Annotated in this window: 21 protein-coding genes, 1 rRNA gene and 1 other RNA gene (1 of these 23 cut by a window edge); 6 read left to right on the top strand and 17 right to left on the bottom strand. The window is 39.0% G+C overall.

Going from position 1 to position 20,245, the window contains the following annotated elements; all coding sequences use genetic code 11:
* The 3 genes from IGL24_RS03810 to IGL24_RS03800 all read right to left on the bottom strand — a co-directional run.
* Positions 1-1,176, bottom strand: a 16S ribosomal RNA gene (locus IGL24_RS03810); it reaches 384 nt to the left of the window's first position.
* Between the two features lie 792 nt (positions 1,177-1,968).
* Positions 1,969-2,331 (bottom strand): hypothetical protein, encoded by a 363-nt coding sequence (locus IGL24_RS03805; protein WP_206859017.1) that lies wholly within the window; start codon positions 2,329-2,331, stop codon positions 1,969-1,971.
* A gap of 72 nt (positions 2,332-2,403) precedes the next feature.
* Complete coding sequence (locus IGL24_RS03800; RefSeq protein ID WP_206859016.1) at positions 2,404-2,784, bottom strand: CvfD/Ygs/GSP13 family RNA-binding post-transcriptional regulator; 381 nt, start codon at positions 2,782-2,784, stop codon at positions 2,404-2,406.
* Positions 2,785-2,874: 90 nt separating this feature from the next.
* Here IGL24_RS03800 and IGL24_RS03795 point away from each other — a divergent pair, with 90 nt between their 5' ends.
* On the top strand, positions 2,875-4,044 hold the full coding sequence (locus IGL24_RS03795; protein ID WP_207114796.1) for a MalY/PatB family protein: 1,170 nt from the start codon (positions 2,875-2,877) through the stop codon (positions 4,042-4,044).
* A 154-nt stretch (positions 4,045-4,198) separates the two neighbouring features.
* Here the strand turns inward: IGL24_RS03795 and IGL24_RS03790 are convergent, their stop codons facing one another.
* Positions 4,199-4,783 carry a peptidylprolyl isomerase gene (locus IGL24_RS03790; protein WP_206859010.1) on the bottom strand — a complete coding sequence of 195 codons (585 nt, stop codon included), beginning with the start codon at positions 4,781-4,783 and terminating at the stop codon, positions 4,199-4,201.
* A 49-nt stretch (positions 4,784-4,832) separates the two neighbouring features.
* On the bottom strand, positions 4,833-5,945 hold the full coding sequence (locus IGL24_RS03785; RefSeq protein WP_207114795.1) for an SLC13 family permease: 1,113 nt from the start codon (positions 5,943-5,945) through the stop codon (positions 4,833-4,835).
* A 192-nt stretch (positions 5,946-6,137) separates the two neighbouring features.
* Between IGL24_RS03785 and IGL24_RS03780 the strand changes: the two genes are divergently transcribed.
* Positions 6,138-7,136 carry an NAD(P)/FAD-dependent oxidoreductase gene (locus tag IGL24_RS03780; RefSeq protein WP_206859003.1) on the top strand — a complete coding sequence of 333 codons (999 nt, stop codon included), beginning with the start codon at positions 6,138-6,140 and terminating at the stop codon, positions 7,134-7,136.
* 95 nt (positions 7,137-7,231) lie between these two features.
* Positions 7,232-7,741 (top strand): phosphatidylglycerophosphatase A family protein, encoded by a 510-nt coding sequence (locus IGL24_RS03775; protein ID WP_206859001.1) that lies wholly within the window; start codon positions 7,232-7,234, stop codon positions 7,739-7,741.
* Positions 7,742-7,824: 83 nt separating this feature from the next.
* On the opposite strand, the gene IGL24_RS03770 is transcribed toward IGL24_RS03775, so the two are convergent.
* The 6 genes from IGL24_RS03770 to tadA form a co-directional block, all read right to left on the bottom strand.
* Positions 7,825-8,472, bottom strand: coding sequence for a TIGR01906 family membrane protein (locus tag IGL24_RS03770; RefSeq protein WP_207114794.1), 648 nt, complete (start codon positions 8,470-8,472; stop codon positions 7,825-7,827).
* A 4-nt stretch (positions 8,473-8,476) separates the two neighbouring features.
* Complete coding sequence (locus IGL24_RS03765) at positions 8,477-9,241, bottom strand: TIGR01457 family HAD-type hydrolase (protein ID WP_206858998.1); 765 nt, start codon at positions 9,239-9,241, stop codon at positions 8,477-8,479.
* Between the two features lie 4 nt (positions 9,242-9,245).
* Positions 9,246-9,929 (bottom strand): YutD family protein, encoded by a 684-nt coding sequence (locus tag IGL24_RS03760; protein ID WP_206858997.1) that lies wholly within the window; start codon positions 9,927-9,929, stop codon positions 9,246-9,248.
* Between the two features lie 11 nt (positions 9,930-9,940).
* Complete coding sequence (locus IGL24_RS03755) at positions 9,941-11,347, bottom strand: bifunctional metallophosphatase/5'-nucleotidase (protein WP_206858996.1); 1,407 nt, start codon at positions 11,345-11,347, stop codon at positions 9,941-9,943.
* Positions 11,348-11,507: 160 nt separating this feature from the next.
* Positions 11,508-11,604: signal recognition particle sRNA small type (gene ffs, locus IGL24_RS03750), an RNA gene on the bottom strand.
* A 35-nt stretch (positions 11,605-11,639) separates the two neighbouring features.
* Entirely contained in the window at positions 11,640-12,095 is a 456-nt protein-coding gene (gene tadA / locus IGL24_RS03745) for a tRNA adenosine(34) deaminase TadA (protein ID WP_207699710.1), read from the bottom strand.
* Positions 12,096-12,267: 172 nt separating this feature from the next.
* On the opposite strand from tadA, the gene IGL24_RS03740 reads away from it, so the two are divergent.
* Entirely contained in the window at positions 12,268-13,119 is an 852-nt protein-coding gene (locus IGL24_RS03740; RefSeq protein ID WP_206858994.1) for a helix-turn-helix domain-containing protein, read from the top strand.
* Between the two features lie 308 nt (positions 13,120-13,427).
* Here the strand turns inward: IGL24_RS03740 and IGL24_RS03735 are convergent, their stop codons facing one another.
* The gene (locus IGL24_RS03735) at positions 13,428-13,763 is read right to left on the bottom strand and encodes a hypothetical protein (RefSeq protein WP_206858993.1); all 336 of its coding nucleotides are present in this window, start codon (positions 13,761-13,763) and stop codon (positions 13,428-13,430) included.
* A gap of 233 nt (positions 13,764-13,996) precedes the next feature.
* A complete protein-coding gene (locus IGL24_RS03730) occupies positions 13,997-14,542 on the bottom strand; it encodes a TetR/AcrR family transcriptional regulator (RefSeq protein WP_206859018.1) in 546 nt (181 codons plus the stop codon).
* Positions 14,543-15,011: 469 nt separating this feature from the next.
* On the opposite strand from IGL24_RS03730, the gene IGL24_RS03725 reads away from it, so the two are divergent.
* On the top strand, positions 15,012-16,487 hold the full coding sequence (locus IGL24_RS03725) for a helix-turn-helix domain-containing protein (RefSeq protein ID WP_207114792.1): 1,476 nt from the start codon (positions 15,012-15,014) through the stop codon (positions 16,485-16,487).
* A 101-nt stretch (positions 16,488-16,588) separates the two neighbouring features.
* On the opposite strand, the gene IGL24_RS03720 is transcribed toward IGL24_RS03725, so the two are convergent.
* Together IGL24_RS03720 and IGL24_RS03715 are read right to left on the bottom strand one after the other, a co-directional pair.
* The gene (locus IGL24_RS03720; RefSeq protein WP_207114791.1) at positions 16,589-17,296 is read right to left on the bottom strand and encodes a zinc metallopeptidase; all 708 of its coding nucleotides are present in this window, start codon (positions 17,294-17,296) and stop codon (positions 16,589-16,591) included.
* Positions 17,297-17,373: 77 nt separating this feature from the next.
* Positions 17,374-17,712 carry a zinc ribbon domain-containing protein YjdM gene (locus IGL24_RS03715; protein WP_206853286.1) on the bottom strand — a complete coding sequence of 113 codons (339 nt, stop codon included), beginning with the start codon at positions 17,710-17,712 and terminating at the stop codon, positions 17,374-17,376.
* A 55-nt stretch (positions 17,713-17,767) separates the two neighbouring features.
* Here IGL24_RS03715 and IGL24_RS03710 point away from each other — a divergent pair, with 55 nt between their 5' ends.
* Positions 17,768-17,893, top strand: a complete 126-nt coding sequence (locus tag IGL24_RS03710; protein WP_429968393.1) for a hypothetical protein — start codon at positions 17,768-17,770, stop codon at positions 17,891-17,893.
* A 48-nt stretch (positions 17,894-17,941) separates the two neighbouring features.
* Here IGL24_RS03710 and IGL24_RS03705 read toward each other — a convergent pair whose 3' ends face one another.
* Positions 17,942-18,892 (bottom strand): DHH family phosphoesterase, encoded by a 951-nt coding sequence (locus IGL24_RS03705; protein ID WP_206853287.1) that lies wholly within the window; start codon positions 18,890-18,892, stop codon positions 17,942-17,944.
* Positions 18,893-18,907: 15 nt separating this feature from the next.
* Positions 18,908-20,239, bottom strand: coding sequence for a DRTGG domain-containing protein (locus IGL24_RS03700; protein ID WP_206853289.1), 1,332 nt, complete (start codon positions 20,237-20,239; stop codon positions 18,908-18,910).
* Positions 20,240-20,245: the final 6 nt, after the last annotated feature.

Below are 20,245 nucleotides of genomic sequence, written 5' to 3'. Positions count from 1 at the left end.
GTCTTGCTAGAGTGCCCAACTAAATGATGGCAACTAACAATAAGGGTTGCGCTCGTTGCGGGACTTAACCCAACATCTCACGACACGAGCTGACGACAACCATGCACCACCTGTCACTTTGCCCCCGAAGGGGAAGCTCTATCTCTAGAGTGGTCAAAGGATGTCAAGACCTGGTAAGGTTCTTCGCGTTGCTTCGAATTAAACCACATGCTCCACCGCTTGTGCGGGCCCCCGTCAATTCCTTTGAGTTTCAACCTTGCGGTCGTACTCCCCAGGCGGAGTGCTTAATGCGTTAGCTGCAGCACTGAAGGGCGGAAACCCTCCAACACTTAGCACTCATCGTTTACGGCGTGGACTACCAGGGTATCTAATCCTGTTTGCTCCCCACGCTTTCGAGCCTCAGCGTCAGTTACAGACCAGAGAGCCGCCTTCGCCACTGGTGTTCCTCCATATATCTACGCATTTCACCGCTACACATGGAATTCCACTCTCCTCTTCTGCACTCAAGTCTCCCAGTTTCCAATGACCCTCCCCGGTTGAGCCGGGGGCTTTCACATCAGACTTAAGAAACCGCCTGCGCTCGCTTTACGCCCAATAAATCCGGACAACGCTTGCCACCTACGTATTACCGCGGCTGCTGGCACGTAGTTAGCCGTGGCTTTCTGGTTAGATACCGTCAAGGGGTGAACAGTTACTCTCACCCTTGTTCTTCTCTAACAACAGAGTTTTACGATCCGAAAACCTTCTTCACTCACGCGGCGTTGCTCGGTCAGACTTTCGTCCATTGCCGAAGATTCCCTACTGCTGCCTCCCGTAGGAGTTTGGGCCGTGTCTCAGTCCCAATGTGGCCGATCACCCTCTCAGGTCGGCTATGCATCGTGGCCTTGGTGAGCCGTTACCTCACCAACTAGCTAATGCAACGCGGGTCCATCCATCAGCGGCACCGTAAAGCGCCTTTCAAACCGAAACCATGCGGTTTCGATTGTTATACGGTATTAGCACCTGTTTCCAAGTGTTATCCCCTTCTGATGGGCAGGTTACCCACGTGTTACTCACCCGTTCGCCACTCCTCTTTTTCCGGTGGAGCAAGCTCCGGTGGAAAAAGAAGCGTTCGACTTGCATGTATTAGGCACGCCGCCAGCGTTCGTCCTGAGCCAGGATCAAACTCTCATAATATGCTAGTTCCTCACAGCGATAGCTGATGTGGAACTGTAGTTCGAAATTTACTTTCGAACATCATAATAGTTCATTTGTTAAGCTCAATTTGTTTGCTAGCATATTGCTTGCTTGTTAAAAATGTTTGTTGTCTTGAATTGAATCAAGACGCCCTACACATTTGGTTTGTCTTACTTTGTTCAGTTTTCAAAGGTCTACGTGATAAATGAAACACAACTGCTTCAATTCATCGTTTGTGATTGCCGTAGCAACTTTTATATCTTAGCAAACTCTCGGATGATTGTCAACTATTTTTTAAAAGTTTTTTGAACTCGTTTTTCACGAGGTCGTTTTAGCAACTCACTTATCATAACTTGTCGTTTGTTATTTGTCAATACCTTTATAAGCTAAAAACTCTTTTGTATCAACTTCTAAAAAATCGACTAACAAGTCAACTCAGTTATATTAACACGGGTTCTCCCGATGGTCAATAGTTTTTTGATGTTTTTCTGAACATTTTCAAAAGAACATATTTCCGAATCAACGTTGTCTAATTTACCATGCCACCTATCAGTCGTCAATAGTTATTTTCGCCTTATAAAAAGAGAAGGTTTTCAAATATTTTTAGATTGTTCGGGTTATCTTCTTATTCCACTATTTTCTTCTCATATTCAGATGAAAACCCACTAAATCCTGAACATTCAACCATTACTTATTAAAAAAAGTGACAAAAAAAGAAGTTTGAAAGAAATTCAAACTTCTCTGAAAGTCATGCTTGTTATCAAAAATGATCACCTATTACTCGTCTTTTGGTTAAAAGATCGGTACGCCATCTACTTCATAAATCCCTAGTACCGTACGCATTTGTCCTGGATCTTCCCAATGATAACCTTCGCCTAACTGTTCTTGTTGATTTTTCTGTTCTGTTTCAAAAACGAACAGCGGAACATTTTCTTGATTGATATGAGTATTCGTCAACTCCATCAAGTTTATTTTACTCACGTCAATATGAACGATTTCTTTCAAAAAACTAAGTATATTTGCCAAACCAGTCTTATCATTTGAGTGGTCTGCGAATGCGAACTCTAATTTATTCTCTATTGAATGAACTAAAAATTTTTTAGATCCATCCTCCAAATGCAACATAATTGTACCAGCGACTCTTTTGTTTGCCAAAATTTCCACCTCGATCAACTTGTTTATGGCTTACAAGAGAATTTTAGCATATTTTCAGAAAAAATACACTTTTTATTTCCTAGATTCTTTTTGATCAAGTTCGACTAAGGCTTCTTTGATCCATATGGGTAACTGCTTTTCAATCGTCGCAAAACCTATTTTTTTATTTTTATTCGTAAAGTAACGTTTTCTCCGATATGGGATCGAAGGTACTTTCTTTTCTAGGGTACGTAACGACAGACTGATTTTTTTCGAATACTCATCAATATCAATGATTTGCACAGTCACCGGTTGTCCCACTTTCAATAATGTATGAATACTTTTTGTATAACCAGATTGCACTTCTGATACGTGGATCAACCCCTGCGTTTCTTCATCGAGTGAAACAAATGCGCCATATGGTTGTATTCCAGTAATTTTCCCTTTGATTATTTCGCCTATTTTATAAGTCATATACTTCCCTCTCTTCGCATTTATCATTATACTGTAAATATTCAAAAAAAAGAAGTTCTGTTCTTGCACATGAAATAGGAGGTTTTATAGATGGATCACTTTGACGAGTTCATTTCAAGAAAAAATACAGATAGCGTGAAATGGGATGCCATTTCGCAAACATACCATATGGATGACCTTTTACCGTTATGGGTAGCGGACATGGATTTTCTTGCACCCCAAGGAGTCATTGACTCCTTTGAAAATTATCTACAAAAAGGGATTTTCGGTTATTCGATCGTACCGGACGGTCTTTACCGCTCTGTGGTCGATTGGGAGCAGAAGCACCACCATGTGACACTGACAAAAAACGACATTCTTTTTACCAGCGGTGTCTTGGTTAGTCTTTCAATGGCGCTCCAAGCATTCACAGCCCCAGGTGATGCGGTTTTGATCCACGATCCGGTTTATCCACCTTTTGGCGCAATCGTCGAAAAAAACGAGCGTCAGCTGATCCGAAGTTCTTTGAATAAAAGAGCTGGACATTTTGAGATGGATTTTCAAGACATGGAAGAAAAAATCATTTCAAAAAAAATAAAAGCAATTATTTTATGTAATCCACATAACCCAGGAGGCCGTGTTTGGACTAAAAAGGAACTCAAACAATTAAGTGATCTATGCTTAAAGTACGGCGTCTTCTTATTTAGTGATGAGATCCATCAAGATATTGTCTTTTCCGGACATGAATTCACGTCGATGCAAACGATCGATCCTACGCTTTCCAGATTGTTGATCACCTTTACTTCTGCAACTAAGACGTTTAATCTAGCCGCAATAAAAAATTCAATGGTCTTTATTAAAGATCCTGATTTAAAAAATCGGTTTATAAATCAACTAGAAAAGAATCAACATCAAGGAATCAATACTTTCGGCTTATTAGGTACTCAGGCTGCTTACGAAACTGGAGAGGAATGGTTGAAAGAGTTACTCGTATATTTAGAAGAAAATGTCGAGGAGGTTATCACTTTTTTTGCAGAACACCTGCCTGATGTCGAAGTGATGAAACCAGAAGGAACGTATCTGATGTGGCTTGATTTTTCTGCGTATACACAGGATGATCGTCTCCTTGAAAAACAACTCATCAAAAAAGGCAAAGTTGTCTTAAACCCTGGAATCAGTTTTGGGCCAAGCGGCCATAGTCATATGCGCTTGAATGTCGCTTGTCCGAAATCAGTGTTGAGAGAAGGACTTTTACGTATCAAACGTTCATTTATTGACTGAAAAAGATGAACCTATTCATTGAACGCAAGAATCTCACACCTGTTGTCATCTGTTATTCTCTAAGTTAAAAAAGAAGCACCGAACACCAAAAGCTGGAAAAGCTTCAGGCGGTCGGTGCTTCTTTCATTCGTTATCCGCTCTTAAAAAATTGATTCTATTCAGAAATCTCGATCGTTTCGATCACTACATCATGTACTGGACGATCTTGTGGTCCACGTTGTGCATTTGCGATGTCATCAACCGTATCCATTCCTTCAAGTACATGTCCAAAGACTGTATGACGGAAATCAAGCCATGGAGTCCCACCATTTTTGTACGCTTCAATGATTTCGTTCGGGAATCCTGCGCCTTCTAATTGACTAAGCATATTTTCCGGCACGTTCGTATTATTAACAATAAAGAATTGGCTTCCATTTGTATTTGGACCAGAGTTAGCCATTGACAATGCGCCGCGTAGATTGAACAATTCACGACTGAACTCATCTTCAAAGCTTTCACCGTAAATGCTTTCGCCGCCCATGCCTGTACCGGTCGGGTCGCCTCCTTGAATCATAAAATCAGGAATCACGCGATGGAAGATCACGCCGTCATAATACCCTTTTTTTGCCAATTCAACAAAGTTTTGGACTGTTTTAGGTGCCAACTCGGGAAATAGTTTTACTGTAATATCCCCACGATTCGTTTTTATAAGGGCTTTAGGCCCCTTTTCATTTGCTAGATCAAGTTGTGGAAATGCCATATTTTCTTCCTCCTAAATATTCTGTCTTCATGTGTAATCATAACATATTCTATTGATATACGGTAAAGATGAGCCACAAGAAAATCAAAAAAATACTGTTGTAGAACGTGAAGATCAATATATATTTACTTCGCCATTGTGGGTATTGCTTGATGATTATTTTATAGGAGATCAGACTTGCCATCGAAGAAATCAAGGTTCCTAAACCTCCTAAGTTCGTACCAATGATCAACGCCTTGATATTTTCCGTATAGCTTGATAATAGGATTGCCGCAGGAACATTACTGATTAATTGACTTGCAAAAATGCTTGCACTGACTTCATGATGCGCAATACTTTTTTCAAACAAAACTTGGATCATCTCGACTTGTTTGATATTCCCAATAAAGATAAAGAAGAAAATAAACGTAAACAATAAGGAATAATCGATTTGTTTGAACAGTCTGCGATCATTGACAAGAACACATGCACTGACTAAGAGCAATACGACATAATGCGGGATCACCCCACTGACTGCCAGAAGACAGGTGAAAAATAGAGCAAAATAAAAAATGAGTTGCGACCTTTTTACAATTATCTCTTCCGTATCCGCCAAATCAATTGTCCTTTTTTTGACTCTTACTAAGATCAATACAACCAACAAGAAAGCTGCAGCCAATGTATAGGGTAACATCAACTGTAAAAATCCGACTAATTGCAGATGAGATTGTGCAAATAAATATAGATTTTGTGGATTACCGATTGGCGTGAACATACTGCCTAAATTACCGGCGATCGTCATCAACGTAACGATGACCGGCAGCATCGCAACCAGTCCAACCATTTCTGCTATCAATAGACCAAATGGGACAAAAATGATCAGTGCCACATCATTCGTGATCAACATACTGCTGATAAATGGGAGAAAGACTAAAATCAAGAGGATGCCTCTTGTAGTTTTTGTCTTTTTGATCAAATAATTGCCTAGAAAGTCAAAAAATTGTTGTTGGCGGATTCCTTCGACGATCAACATCAAACAAAAAAGAAGGATCAATGTGTGAAAATCAATATAGGAAAGATAGTTGAGGGACGGCGGAATGAGAAACATCGTCCCGATTGCTAATAGAAAAGACAGGGTTAATATTCCATCTTTCCTTGCATAGCTGGTTATTCTTTTTATCATAAAATTCTACCTCTTAGATTTAAACATTTAGTACTAGTAAAATAACTCTATTTAGTTAATATTGAAAGTAAATAAGCTACAGTTCAGATAACTACGCATATTTTTCAAGGAATTCTTGTACCATAATCAGGCTATTTGAGAAGAATTCTCAATTAAATTCTGTTATAGTGTCACCAAGGAGGAATTTCAAAAATGGAAATTTACGATATTACGATTATTGGTGCAGGACCTGTTGGCATGTTCGCAGCTTTTTATGCTGGCATGCGTCAAGCGAAAACCAATATTATTGATAGTTTGCCGCAACTTGGCGGACAATTAACTACCTTATACCCTGAAAAATATATTTATGACATTCCTGGTTATCCAGCAATCAAAGCGGTTGATCTTGTCAATAATCTAAAAAAACAATTGACCACTTTTAATCATACATTTCATTTAAATGAAGAAGTGATTTCACTTTCCAGAGAAGATGATATCATCGAGATCACAACTACAAAAGGAATCCACTATTCAAAAGCAGTGATCCTGACACTAGGAAGTGGCTCATTCCAACCGAGAAAGCTGAATTTAGAAAATGCGGATATTTATGAAAACCACGGATTAGATTATTTTGTGAACGACTTGATGAAATATGCAGGGAAGAAAGTTGCCATTGCCGGCGGCGGTGATTCAGCGATCGACTGGGCATTGATGCTTGAACCGATTGCGAGTGAAGTGTATTTGATTCATCGAAGAGAAGCTTTTAGAGCCCATGAACATAGCGTCAACCAATTGAATCAATCATCCGTCAATGTATTAACGCCCTATTTGATTGAGGAATTATCCGGTTCAAATGGTGAATTGACAGATATTCGCCTTAAAAAAGCCAGAACCGATGAAACCATTGACCTTATGATCGATTCATTGATCGTCAACTATGGATTCACTTCCAATTTAGAGCATTTATCTTCTTGGGGACTTGAAAGTTCAAGAAATGCGATCACTGTCCATTCTGATATGTCCACTTCTATTCCTGGTGTTTATGCTGCTGGAGATATTTGCAGCTATGAAGGAAAAGTCAAATTGATTGCCACAGGATTTGGGGAAGCACCGACTGCTGTCAATAATGCGTTGCACTTTATCAATCCCAAGGAACGTACACAACCTGGTCATAGCACTAGTCTTTATGATAAAACATTTGGAACAAATTAACTTGCCTATTTTGATAGAAAAATTGATTCTTGCTTTTTATACGTACTACGTTACCATTATATATAGATAGAAAGAAGATACGGAGGAATCAAAAAATGGTCATAAAAACAGAAACGTTAGAAGAAAAAGCCAGAGATCTCCTAAAACAACGTGGAGTCACGATCGAAGATATCGCTGAATTAGTGATGTTTTTGCAAAAAGATTATATCTCAGATTTGAGCTTAGAGGATTGTGCGGAAAGTATTAACGCAGTTTTAACAAAACGCGAAGTCCATAATGCGATCATTACAGGTATTCAATTAGATATATTGGCAGAACAAAAGCAATTGATGGCCCCGCTACAACATATCATTGAAGATGATGAAGGGTTATACGGGATCGATGAGATTTTAGCCTTATCGATCGTCAACGTCTATGGAACAATCGGTTTTACCAATTACGGTTACATCGACAAAGTAAAACCAGGGATCTTAAAACAGCTAAATAGTCACGACGGCAAAAACGTTCATACATTTTTAGATGACATCGTAGGAGCGATTGCCGCGTCTGCTGCAAGCCGTTTGGCCCACCAAGAACCTGAAAAACGGAGTCGTTTGACTCAATAAACAAAAAAAGCATCCATAAAATCCTTCTGCGATTTTTATGGATGCTTTTTCTATATCAAATCCTGTGTGCTTATCACACTTTCTTAACTCTTGCCTTTTTTCAGTTCTCTTTTGCCCATGAATACCATCAAAGCGAATAGTAATTCAATCAGCACGAAAAACAAAATGAAGCAATGCATGAAGTATTGCTCAGGTAAGACATTGATAATGGGGTCTGTCCGAGGATCGAACAACCAATCATCATTGTTGAAAAATGTTTCGTGAAACACAATGAAAAAACGATCAAAGCCGATCAGCATGAAAAAACCAAAAACAAATGGTACGATCATGCCGATTTGAAACGGACGAATCAATCGCCACAAGCGTTGATCTTTCTTCAGTTGACGAAGAAACAAGCCGCTAGGAATCAACGTAAGCAGTAATACCGCATAATTGACCATGAATAATAACTTTACTTCATAAAAATGATGTAAGCCACTCGCTGACATGGGAAAGTCTGGAAGTGCCAAGACTTGTTCAAAAGGATTATTTAAATACATCATCAACTGATCATAATTTTTGAGTAATGTGGCCTGATCCAACGAGGTGTATTCTAAAATATTCAGATGTCCGATATCAAACACATAAAGTGGCCGAAAATTGATCGTTAGTGTAATTGCTAAAGTGATCAATGTCAGGAACAAACTAACAAACCCTGCATATTCCACCCATTGCCATCGTTTGTTTTTCATTCGTTTAGAAACTCCATTCATCTAGAGATTGCATGACGAAAGTCGCAGGAGTTGGCAGATGTGACAAGTCTTCTTCTTTAGTAAAACCTGATAGTACAAGGAGTGTATCGATTCCATTACGAATCCCCGCTTGGATATCTGTTTCATAATTATCTCCTACCATGATGACTTCTTCTTTGTTCAACCCTAAAATCTCCACCGCTTTATCCATGATGATTGCTTCTGGTTTTCCGATATAGATAGGCGTCTTTTGTGTCGCTGTTTCTACAAAGGACACAACGGAACCTGCCCCAGGTAACAATCCTCTTTCTGTTGGAATGTTCTTATCAGGATTCGTACCGATAAACGTTGCTCCTTTTTGGATCGCTAACGTTGCTGTCACTACTTTTTCGTAGGTCAAGTGATTGTCTAACCCTACTACGACATAGTCTGGCTGCTCTTCTTCCCAAACAAAGCCCGCATCCAAGATCAAATCCGTTAAGCCAGCTTCGCCGATTACGAACACTTTATTGCCTTTCGCGTCTGATTTCATGAAATCGATCGTCGCTAAAGAAGCAGTATAGATTGTTTCTGGTGACACATGGATATCAAACTCTGTTGCTAAACGATGTGCCACTGTTTCAGGTGTTTTCGTTGTATTATTGGTTACGAATAAAAAGGGAAGCCCCTTTTCTTGTAACTGCTCGACAAAGCGTTTACCTGCGGGGATCGGTTCTGTTCCTCGATAAATCGTTCCGTCTAAATCGATCAAATAGCCTTTATAATTCATAGGATCATTCTTCCCTTTGTCTAATAGTAAAATTTTTCTTAGAAGTTGATTTTGTTGGACGTTCTGCCGCTTTTTCAGTTGTTTTTGTTGTTGTTTTATTGCTTGCTGGTTTACGATTTTTGATTACAGGTTGTTTACGCATCGATTCAACTGGTGCTTTTTTCTCATCGATGTGCGCTTGATTGTTGCGATTTTGATTTTTTTTCTTTTTACGTCGTTGGGTATTTTTTTCTTTTTTCCCGCCAACTCGTTCAATGACAAAATACGCACAACCAAAATTACAATATTCGTATAAATAATCTTCTAATGCATCGATTCGCTGATCTGGGTGAGCACGTCGATTCGTGGCATCAAAAAAGCCTTTCAAACGTAGCTGTTCATAGCCCCAGTCTCCTACGATGTAGTCGTATCTGGAAAGCACTTCGCTATATCTTTCACCAAGCTTCTCAGCATTGAAACCCTCTCGATAATCCATGACGATGCGATAAGGTCGATCACCGATCAAAAGATTCGTTTCATCTGTCAATGTGACGATTTCTCCTTTGATTTTCTCAGGTTTCGTTTCTTCGATTATTTCTTCTAAAACCGCCGTCACTTCTTCAGTCACTGTTTGTTCGTTTGATTGATCGGCCGTTTTTTGACTCTCTTTTTTGTCACTAGTATGTTGTTTATTTTGTTTCGTCGACATGCTTTCACCACCTATTCCTCTATTATACCTTCTTTTTCATTGGTTGGGTAGTGAGCATTTAGGTAGTCTCCCACTACTGTACGGATAAATTCAGGGAACAAAAACTCGACCTGTCCGACAATTTCAATCGTTGGGAAAAAAGGAACAAACATCAAATGGTCCACCGTAGTAACGGTATAGCTCTTTTCTCCCTCAATCGGTTTGTTTTTCCAAAGAACCGCTCGATTGACCGGATCATAAGTGATTCCGCTATAGAGGATCTCGCCAAATATACGCCCACGAAATCCCATCCCTTTAATGGGGAAATTTCTTAAAAAGAGTCGGCTTTTTTCGATTTCTAACACTAAACGAATCATATCCGATCCTTTCAACGTGACGTTGATCAAATGCATCGGATGAGGCAACGCACTATGGAGTTGATCTTGATCGACCAGACCTTTGGGTATGCTGTTCAAAAACAACCCACTATTTAAAAACGCTGCTTCTGTGTTTCCTCTTTCTTTCACTGCTTCTAACGCAATTTGGATAAAGGAATGTTCAGCAAACGGATCAAGCGATAAGTCAAATGGGAGATCAGCGACTTTCTTTTGTGCCAAAAGTGCATGTCCTTGTTGAAGATAACCAGTGATTTCTTCTTCATCTTCCAAAAATGCTGTCATTGACTCTGTCGCAATCGCTTTGGCATAGTGCGCGATGATTTTTTTATTTTCCACTGTAAGATGCACTTCTCCAACATATTGTCCAAATTTTCCGGCAGCGGCTAATTGGACCTCATTGACAACTTTCCCATCAATAAAAAGATGATGCGTATGTGACCCTAAAATCACATTGATTGCAGGAATCTCTTTAGCAATTTGTAAGTCATCTTGGATGCCTAAATGGCTCATCAAAACAAGAACGTCTACTTGCGGACGCAATTGCTCAACTAGTTCAGGCAAGAGGTCATAAGGCTGACGGATATCCCAACCATTTGGACTATAAGTCAATGGGAACGGCGCAGTAAAAGCGATCAAACCGACTTTTGTTCCTTGCTCGGTTTCGATGATTTTATACGGTTTTGTCCACTCAGGAGGTTGCAAGGTATTCTTATCGAATAAGTTGCTGAGTAGCACATCGAAGTTTGCATGGTCATATAAATGATTCAATTCATTTTTTGAATTGCCCACACCTTCATTATTACCTATCGTTGCTGCGTCATATCCGACTGCATTCATTAGTTCAACATTCGCATGACCATTTGTCGCTTCTGATAGAGGATGCCAGCGATCAACAAAATCTCCGAGATCTACCGTAATTGTTGTTGTGTTGCTTTTTTTCTCATTTTCACGTTTTTTTTGCTCAAGGTATCGTCTGATCCTTGGCCAATTTTCAAGATGAGAATGCAAGTCATTCGTGTGTAAAAGAACGATTTCTTCCATTGTTTAGATCCACCTCGCTTTTTTTCATCATACCATAGCGTTGCGCTTTGTCCACATGGAAAGTTTTTGCGTAAAAAAGAAGATGCTCAGACTTTTTTACAAAAATCCAAACACCTTCAACTCGCTTAAAAGCAAAAAAATAAGCCCTCATAGGCTTATTGACTTCAAATCAATCAGACACATGGCGGCACCTGCTTAGTGCTGCTTCCTTCCGGATCTGACACGCTTCACAAGCCCACCATTGTCCTAGCCTTTCGGCAAAGAATAGTATACCGCATTTCGTTATCTTTGGCTAGTCCTTTTTTGATTTCTTTTTTTTCGCGCGTAAATTCCTAAAAAACGCTGATAAAAGTTCCCCACATTCTTCTTCTAAAATACCACCCTCTACATAAGCTTGATGATTGAAACGCTCATCTTCGAGTAAATTCATCAACGTTCCGGCGGTTCCTCCTTTTGGATCAAAGGCGCCAAAGTAAACTTCTTTTACTCGGGAAAGAATCATAGCACCACTACACATCGGGCAAGGCTCTAACGTGACATATAATTGTGTCTCTTCTAAACGCCAACTTCCTATCGCCTCACATGCTTCTTGGATCGCTATCATCTCCGCATGGGTCGTGGCATTTTGCGTTGTCTCTCTTAAATTATGTCCCCGCCCGATGATCTGACCTTCATGGACGACGATGGCACCAATCGGTACTTCTGCCAGAGCTTCTGCTTTTTTTGCTTCTTCGATCGCCACACGCATCCATTCTATTTTTGTTGGTTGTTGTCCTGTTTCTTCCACCTGTAATCCTACCTTTTTCTTAGATTTACTTATTACATCTGTCCAAAATAGTATAACTGGCTTTTATGAGAAGCACAAAGAGTTTTTCCTTATCAACGTGTCCTATGGTAAACTAATGGATGAGGTGAAGCGTATGAACACAGAAAAGTTACTTGGATTGTATCCAAATGCACAAAAAAAGAATGCACCTTCTCCTGATGAGCACATTCTTTCTCTAATTGTGGAAGACTATTTTTTATGGATCGACAAGAACTCTTTGTCTGCTCAAGAAGAGAATCTTTTGAAAGCGTTATTCCAAACAACCTATTCATTAGAAAATCATCCTTGGTTTCATTATTTATTTGAGGAGCAGGCGTACGTATCTGAAGAAAGTTGCCGGATCATCCAGTTACATCTTGAAAAAAGAGCAGAGTTTTTACAAAAAGAGTGGCAAGAAACGATCGCTGAACTCTTTCCGGAAGCACTTGATTTTTTTCTCTATACGGAAACAGATGGGTTGATCATTGAAAGAAAACACCCCAATTATTTGAATACTGCGGATCTAAAAGGCATCTTTTTATCTCTTGATGTCGATTTTGATCTGACGACACAAGCATTTGTGGGTTCATTCCACACATCTGGACAAAATCTAACCGCCATGTTTGATGAAGAGCGAAAGATTTTTTTGAACAAACAAACGCAGATACAGGTCTCCGATCAAACGACCTCTATTCAAGAACTTGCCTTATATTACTATACTAAAGAGCTAGTCACTTCTAGCCAACTCACCAACGAGTATCAAGAAATAATCCGAGGATTTAAAATGGAAGAGATCATCATTGAACTTTGGAAAAATTTCGGAAATATCAGTTCAGCTGCTAAACAGCTATTCATGCATCGGAACACCCTGCAATATCGGATTGAAAAATTTGACGAACAAACAGGCTTTAATTTAAAAAAAGCGGATGATTTACTCTTTTGTTATCTTCTTTTGTTACACACGTGAACTACTCGCCACTTAGCTAACCCTAACGGTTCTTAACGCTTGAAGTGGGAGTTTCTTGGGAAGAGATCATACTTGTAAGCGTATTTCTTTACTCACAGCGGTTTCTCTTATTGACCAAGCGATTTCCGTAGTTCCTACGGTTCTTATTTGTATCTAAACCAAGTCTTTTATTCGCAGTCCTTCGTTCAGAATATTGATACTCGCATTGATATCTCGGTCGTGATGCGTTTAAAAAAGGCACAAGCAGCAACCTTCATTGCTGCTTGTGCCTTTGTATAATCAATCGATCAATTGAATGAAACTAGTTTTTACATCATTTTTTCAACGAGTGACATCAGACGGCCTTTTGCATCCTCTGTTGAGTCTTTGATGGAATCACCATAGACAGAAATTTTCTTTTTGCCAGATTTTATCTTTGCTAACATTCCCATCAATGAATCTAAATCGCTATCTGATAAATGGTCAACGACATCTAATAACTTTTCATTTCCATCAAATTTGTCGTACACGAATTTTTTTACTTTTGTACGGTTACTTAAATGATGGATTTTCTCGATCACTTTACCAGAAACAACCACAGCTGTTGCGACACTTGCTGCTGCTGCGACACTTAATCCAATCGTTACTTTTGTTGATGTTTTCATAATTATCAGCTCCTTTTTATCTATCACAATCATATCACAGTAAAAAAGATAAGCGAACTAATTGCTATGGCGCCTATCGCTGAAAGGACAAAAAATGATACAAAAAGTAAATTGTGTCTTATTTTGATTGTCAGGGTTGCCGTTTTATATCAGTTAGCTGTTCGACGATTACCGATACCAGTATTTTTTGTTCTAAAAAAAGCATCTCTGTTTAAGAGATGCTTTAACCAACATCAACCAATCGGAGCATATTGGATATTTGTTAGCATTTCAGGCAAATCGTCTTCTAACTCTGCTAATTTATTCCAAATCAACGTCATTGTTTCGAAAAATTCTTTTGAAGACTTGTCTGAATTCAAACTTCCTAATGCGTTCAACCAAAGTAGTTCGAGTAAATAAGCTTCTTTGATCCCCGTATGCTCTCTAACAAATTCTGAGAAGGTACGTTTGAACAAGGAGGCCATATCTAATTCAGATTTGATGACTACCCCTCTGATACTCTCATGAATCGAGAAAAATTCCTTTAATAAATGAACGATACTAAAAAAATCGTCAATGACATATTCTGCTAAGTATCGATCAAAACAGATCGTAATCTCTTCGATAATTTTTTCTTTTAAAATACGGATTGATTTAAAATGTGCATAGATCGGGTAAGTAGAACATCCACAAAAAGAAGCTAAACTTCTTGCTGTAATTGTCGATAACCCATTTTCTTCAGCATATACCATGCTCTTGAATAGTAAATACTCTTTACTAAAGTTCGTCACTCTTCCCACGAAACCATCCATCCTTTCCGATTATCTCTTTCATATCCGGCAATGATTCTGTCTTTAATTTTCCCCTACTCTCCAGCGCATTTCACAGTAGGAAAAACTTATGTAAACCATGAAGAAACAAGTTTTGATAAAAAAATAACGATAATAACATATTTTGGGGGTTAAAATATGTCCCTTTGTAATAGAAGCTTGATTTACCTAATACTTCGCCAAAAATCAAAGTTTAAAAATAACAAAAACATCAATTAAATAACGATATATCACTATAATCAAGTTTATTTGAATGATTCCAACTTGACAAAATAAGCAAAGAAATAAACAATAGAATAGATAACTAATTATTATTTCTTAAAATAACAAGTTATATAATCAAAATCTATTACTATGTGAGAATATCATACATTGAAAACACTTTCCACTCACATTTTATGTCACTATCGGTACAGCAATTGTAAGAAAGGAGTCCATTATGTTAATCGACGCTAAAAAGAAAGAGTTATTAGTCCTCTATACGATTTCGCAAAAAAGTCAATGTACGTTGAAAGAACTGGCAGATGAATTAGCTATTCCTAAACGGACGATCAAAGAATTGATCCGAAAATTGAATACGACGATTGAACAGCAATTGAATACCTCTTCCTTTATCTCCTCTACACATAAAGGGGAAATAACGATAAGCGATGACTACCAAGAAATAAAAATGATGATTTATCATAAGATCAAACTTCTTTATTTAAAAGAGTCCAACCGTTTCAACTACTTATTACTTATGGTCAATTATCCAAAAACGTATGTTCCAAAAAAATATTTACTGGAACAACTGTACATATCGCCCTCTTATCTAGAAAAATTAACACGCCAATTGAATGAGACACTTCAAGATTTCGAGATCGAGATTGTTTCGTCCCACGGCTGTTACTTGTTCAAAGGAAATGAATTATTTATCCGGCTCTATCTATTTTTTATTTTATCTGACGCATTCCAAGGATTGGAATGGCCGTTTGATAAATTTAAATTGAGTCAATTAAAAAAAGAGAAGCGATTATCCAAAAAATTGCTCGTTTCAAAACATTCGTTGAAATATCAAGAAAATCTCTATTTGTTGATTGCTATTTTCACACTTCGTACGCAACAATCTGCTTTGATCATTCCTGAATCAACTGAAGTGTATGATATTTTAGAATTATTGCAGCAGGCTCAAGATGTTTCTGGTAGTTTTAAACACCATTTGTTTAAACTTTTACCGCAAGAAACTGCAATTGATGAACTCTTACATTTTAATTTTTTGATCTATTGTTTTTTTCCGAATCTCATCTCTAGTCAGCAGAAAAGTTTGATTGGTTACATGTTGACGAATAAACGAAATCGTCTATGTAATCAGATCACCTTGTTAACAAAAGAGCTAGCTCAAGTTTTTCCGGTAATCTCTTCTTCTGAAAAAAGGTTTTTCTATAATTATTATTTGATGCTTTCTTTGGTTTCCATTTTGATGTTAGGGCATACGACCCCGTTTTTCTACTCGTTGCACTTCCCTAAATCAGCACTTGAGATCGATGAATCAAATCAACAAATACAACAAATCAAGCAGATCATCTCGGAAGTTTTCCATGATCATCCAAAAAACGCGTTGATCGTTTATTATTTGAGCGGCTTGGTCTATAACCTTTTACAATCGGAAACAAATGAAAAATTATTGATCTATGTACAAATGAATAAAACACTTACGGGGAATTATTATATCCAAAATCGGTTACGACAAGTGTTTGATGAAAAAATGATCCGTTTGACTGAAAATCCCGAACAGGCAGATTTGATCGTGACTGATTGGTTTGATAAGTTTCATCAGACCAGTAAAATCTTTTATCTTGATCCTAATAAAGAAAAAGATTTATGGGTGGATCTCGTCACAAAGATCCAACAGCTCTATGTCAATAAGATGATCTGATCATCACAGCTAGCCGATTCTCCTAAATAAAAAGTTTCTCCAAAATAAAAAAAGTGAGTGGATCAGCGCAAATGGCTATCACTCACTTTTATTCATTTCCTCTAGTCTCGGCGATTACCACCGAAGATCAAAATCAATCGTAGTAATTGCAAGAAAGTAGATAGCGCTGCTGCAACGTAGGTCAAGGCAGCCGCAAATAGCACATGTTTTGCCATTGGTACCTCTTCTTCTGTCAGCAAGCCACCTTCACTTAAAATTTGGATGGCTCTTCTTGACGCATTGAATTCTACTGGTAGCGTAACAAGTTGAAATAAAAGTGCCAATGAAAAGGCAAAGATCCCGATATTGATCAATGTTGCATTCCAACTAAGCAATACGCCCACCATAATAAGCGGAAATGAAATCATCGAGCCAAAATTGGCAACAGGCACTAGAGATGCTCTGATTTTCAAAGGAGCATATCCTACAGCATCTTGGACTGCATGCCCACACTCATGGGCAGCCACACCGATGGCAGCAACTGACGTTGATTGTGCAGTAGCTTGCGACAAACTCAATGTTTTATTGCCTGAGTTATAATTGTCTGTCAAATCACCGGCAATTTGTTGAACGCCTACATTATTGATTTTTTGACTTTGTAAGATGAACTGTGCGGCTTGTGTCCCTGTCACATTATTTGTGCTTCTGATTTTATCGTATTTACGAAAGGTACTGTTGACGTACGCAGAAGCGATCCCAGAGATAGCTAATCCAGCAATAACTAAAAGAAACGTTGGATCTAAAAAACCATATAAACCATATCCATACATTATCGTTTCACCCTTTCCTCATTACATCTATTTTATCATTGATCTAGTAAAAAAATTGTGAAAAGACTTTGAATAATTTATCCTTTTTTAACAAATTCTGATTTCAGCTTCATCGGACCAAACCCGTCGATCTTGCAATCGATATTATGGTCGCCTTCAACTAAACGGATATTCTTCACTTTTGTGCCTTGTTTGATTGGTGAAGATGCACCTTTCACTTTTAAATCTTTGATAACGGTCACGCGATCACCGTCGGCTAAACGATTCCCATTTGCATCGAGAACGACCAAACCTTCTGCTTCTGTTTCTGATTCTTCTGAAGGGGTCCATTCATTGCCACATTCAGGACAAATCAATAATCCTCGATCTTCATACGCATATTCTGAGCCACATACTGGGCAATTTGGTACTGTCATGTTGTTTCTCCTTTTTGTTCGTTATTGAGCAATATTATAACGGAAAAATAACAGTTTGAAAAGAGTAAGCTGGTATTGGCAATCATTGTTTGACTGCCTTGATTTCTTGACATTGTTTGTCGTCTCACAGACACCTGTAAAAAGGCAATCAACTCCAAGTAGTGAACTAGAACTTGAATGATTTTTTCAAGTTTCTCTTTACTACTTAGAGCTGACTTTTAGCTGATCTTTATCGCGAATAATTGCTACACGCAACTTGTATTTCCTTGTAGATCTCTGCCACTTCTTCAAGATCACGAGCATTTGCGCCACTCGCCAAAGGATGCCCGCCACCATGATGTCGTTTTGCGATCTCATTGATCACTGGGCCTTTTGAACGTAAGCGGACACGATAATAGCCTTCTGGTTGCTCCACAAAAATTGCCCAAGCTAACACTTCATCAATGACACCTGGTAAAGAGACAACAGAAGCGGTCTCTGAATCATCAATGCCATACTTTCCTAATAACTCTTGTGACAAGATCACTTTTCCGGCGCCTGTTTCATCAACTTCGATCGTCTGATAGACACAACCGGATAATTTTGCTACTTTCATAGTGATCTGCTCGATCTCACGATTCAGTTGGCTCGCATCGAACGAGTAGTTTCTTAAAACTGCCGCAATTTCTAACGTGCGACCTGTGGTTGAAGGGTATAAAAATCTTCCTGTATCTCCAACGATTCCTGCATACAATAAACGGGCAGATTCACTGTTCATATTCAAATCATCAGGAAACATCAAAGCAAATTCTGCAATCATTTCACTACAACTGCTGGCTTTCGTGTCCACCCAAAGCAAATCTCCATAAGGTTCGTCGTTCGGGTGATGATCGATTTTGATCACCTTTTCGCCTAACGAGTAACGCTTATCATCGATTCGTGGTGCATTTGCTGTATCTGTGACAATGACTAATGCACCTTTGTAAAAAGCATCGTCGATTTCTTGCATTTCTGTTAAATAAAGCAACCCTTCCACGTCTTTTCCAACTTGGCGAATGTCTTTGTCTGGAAAACTGTTACGTAATAATTCGGCCAATCCGACTTGTGACCCTAAAGCATCTGGATCAGGTCTTTGGTGGCGGTGAATCACGATTTTTTGATATTTTTTGATTTCATTCAAAATCATTTCTTGTATAGTCATTTTCTTTCCTACTCTCTACGAACGTTCCATCACTTGGCAGACGACAATGGCTTTAGCCACGATCGTATTTTCAATAAACACTTCTATATCAAGTTTAGCAGATCTTCGACCGATTTCTAACACTCTTGGTCGAATATCTAGCTCACTTTCGATCTGGATCAAACGAAGGTAATGCAGATTCATTTGCTCTAACAAAATATTTCGGCGTTGGTTCATGATCATTGTTTTTTGGGCAACATCTGAGATGATCTCACTTAATACCCCAAAAGAAATCGTTCCAACTCCCGTCACCATTTGTGGAGAAACTTCAAATTTGAACTTAGGGGTAGCCAAGCGGTTTCCCTCACGATCTGTATCGATCGTTTGGATTCCTCCAGAAATCTGATCAGAGATCGTATCAGCGATTTGCGGTTGGCGTTGTACCAGTTGCATCGCCTTCATCACATCTTGTCGTGTAATCAACCCTTCCAAGGTCAAATCATCAGAAACAACAGGCATGACTTCTAAGCCATCCCAGATCATTTGGTGACCGACAGAAGCGACACTCATCGTCTTCTTAACACTGATCGGGTCTTTCGTCATCACACGATCAATCACTTGGGTCGGCGCTTTTCCTACGACGTCTTTTGCAGTAATGATCCCCATTAAACGCATATGATGATTGACTACCGGAAAACGCGAATGTTGCGTTTCTTCTGAGATCCGTTGATAGTCGGCTACCGTGTCAGACTGTAACAAGTAATGTGTTTTCTGAGTCGTCAAATAAATGTCTCCAACGAGCATGATATCTTTTTTGATCAGTTGATCGCTAAGCGCTCGGTTGATCATTGTAGCTACGGTAAACGTATCATAAGTCGTACGTAAAATCGGCATAGCCAACTGATCGGCTAATTGCGCAATCTCAGGCGTCGTATCAAAACCACCTGTGATCAATACCGCTGCGCCATCTTCAAGAGCTAACTTTTGCACTTCGGTACGGTTACCGACGATCATCAATGAACCAGGAGTGATGTAGCGTTCCATGGCGTGTTCCGTCATCGCACCGATGACAAATTTATTCAGTACTTTATCTAAGCCGACCGAACCGCCTAAGACATCACCTTCAATGATCCGTACGACTTCGCCGAATGTCAAACGTTCGATGTTTTTCTTCAACTTGCGTTCGATCCGAATAGTCCCCACTCGTTGGATCGTTGAGACCAGACCGATGTTTTCAGCATCTTTGATTGCTCGGTAAGCCGTCCCCTCGCTGACATTCAATTCTTTCGCAATACTCCGGACCGATATTCGATTCCCCACAGGCAGGCTTTCGATATATTCTAAAATCAGATCATGTTTTGTTGCCATCTCTTT

The sequence above is a fragment of the Enterococcus sp. DIV2371 genome (assembly GCF_050498525.1).
GTDB classification, from domain to species: domain Bacteria; phylum Bacillota; class Bacilli; order Lactobacillales; family Enterococcaceae; genus Enterococcus_B; species Enterococcus_B mangumiae.
This window is presented reverse-complemented; position numbering and strand designations above follow the sequence as displayed.

Bases quoted from the DNA above. Each gene is read 5' to 3' on its own strand.
- IGL24_RS03800 (WP_206859016.1), bottom strand. From the start codon at position 2,784: ATGACTTATAAAATAGGCGAAATAATCAAAGGGAAAATTACTGGAATA.
- IGL24_RS03790 (WP_206859010.1), bottom strand. From the start codon at position 4,783: ATGGCATTTCCACAACTTGATCTAGCAAATGAAAAGGGGCCTAAAGCC.
- IGL24_RS03725 (WP_207114792.1), top strand. From the start codon at position 15,012: ATGTTAATCGACGCTAAAAAGAAAGAGTTATTAGTCCTCTATACGATT.
- IGL24_RS03780 (WP_206859003.1), top strand. From the start codon at position 6,138: ATGGAAATTTACGATATTACGATTATTGGTGCAGGACCTGTTGGCATG.
- IGL24_RS03735 (WP_206858993.1), bottom strand. From the start codon at position 13,763: ATGAAAACATCAACAAAAGTAACGATTGGATTAAGTGTCGCAGCAGCA.
- IGL24_RS03765 (WP_206858998.1), bottom strand. From the start codon at position 9,241: ATGAATTATAAAGGCTATTTGATCGATTTAGACGGAACGATTTATCGA.
- IGL24_RS03740 (WP_206858994.1), top strand. From the start codon at position 12,268: ATGAACACAGAAAAGTTACTTGGATTGTATCCAAATGCACAAAAAAAG.
- IGL24_RS03785 (WP_207114795.1), bottom strand. From the start codon at position 5,945: ATGATAAAAAGAATAACCAGCTATGCAAGGAAAGATGGAATATTAACC.
- IGL24_RS03715 (WP_206853286.1), bottom strand. From the start codon at position 17,712: ATGACAGTACCAAATTGCCCAGTATGTGGCTCAGAATATGCGTATGAA.
- tadA (WP_207699710.1), bottom strand. From the start codon at position 12,095: ATGCGTGTGGCGATCGAAGAAGCAAAAAAAGCAGAAGCTCTGGCAGAA.
- IGL24_RS03775 (WP_206859001.1), top strand. From the start codon at position 7,232: ATGGTCATAAAAACAGAAACGTTAGAAGAAAAAGCCAGAGATCTCCTA.
- IGL24_RS03795 (WP_207114796.1), top strand. From the start codon at position 2,875: ATGGATCACTTTGACGAGTTCATTTCAAGAAAAAATACAGATAGCGTG.
- IGL24_RS03760 (WP_206858997.1), bottom strand. From the start codon at position 9,929: ATGTCGACGAAACAAAATAAACAACATACTAGTGACAAAAAAGAGAGT.
- IGL24_RS03770 (WP_207114794.1), bottom strand. From the start codon at position 8,472: ATGAAAAACAAACGATGGCAATGGGTGGAATATGCAGGGTTTGTTAGT.
- IGL24_RS03705 (WP_206853287.1), bottom strand. From the start codon at position 18,892: ATGACTATACAAGAAATGATTTTGAATGAAATCAAAAAATATCAAAAA.
- IGL24_RS03755 (WP_206858996.1), bottom strand. From the start codon at position 11,347: ATGGAAGAAATCGTTCTTTTACACACGAATGACTTGCATTCTCATCTT.
- IGL24_RS03720 (WP_207114791.1), bottom strand. From the start codon at position 17,296: ATGTATGGATATGGTTTATATGGTTTTTTAGATCCAACGTTTCTTTTA.
- IGL24_RS03700 (WP_206853289.1), bottom strand. From the start codon at position 20,239: ATGGCAACAAAACATGATCTGATTTTAGAATATATCGAAAGCCTGCCT.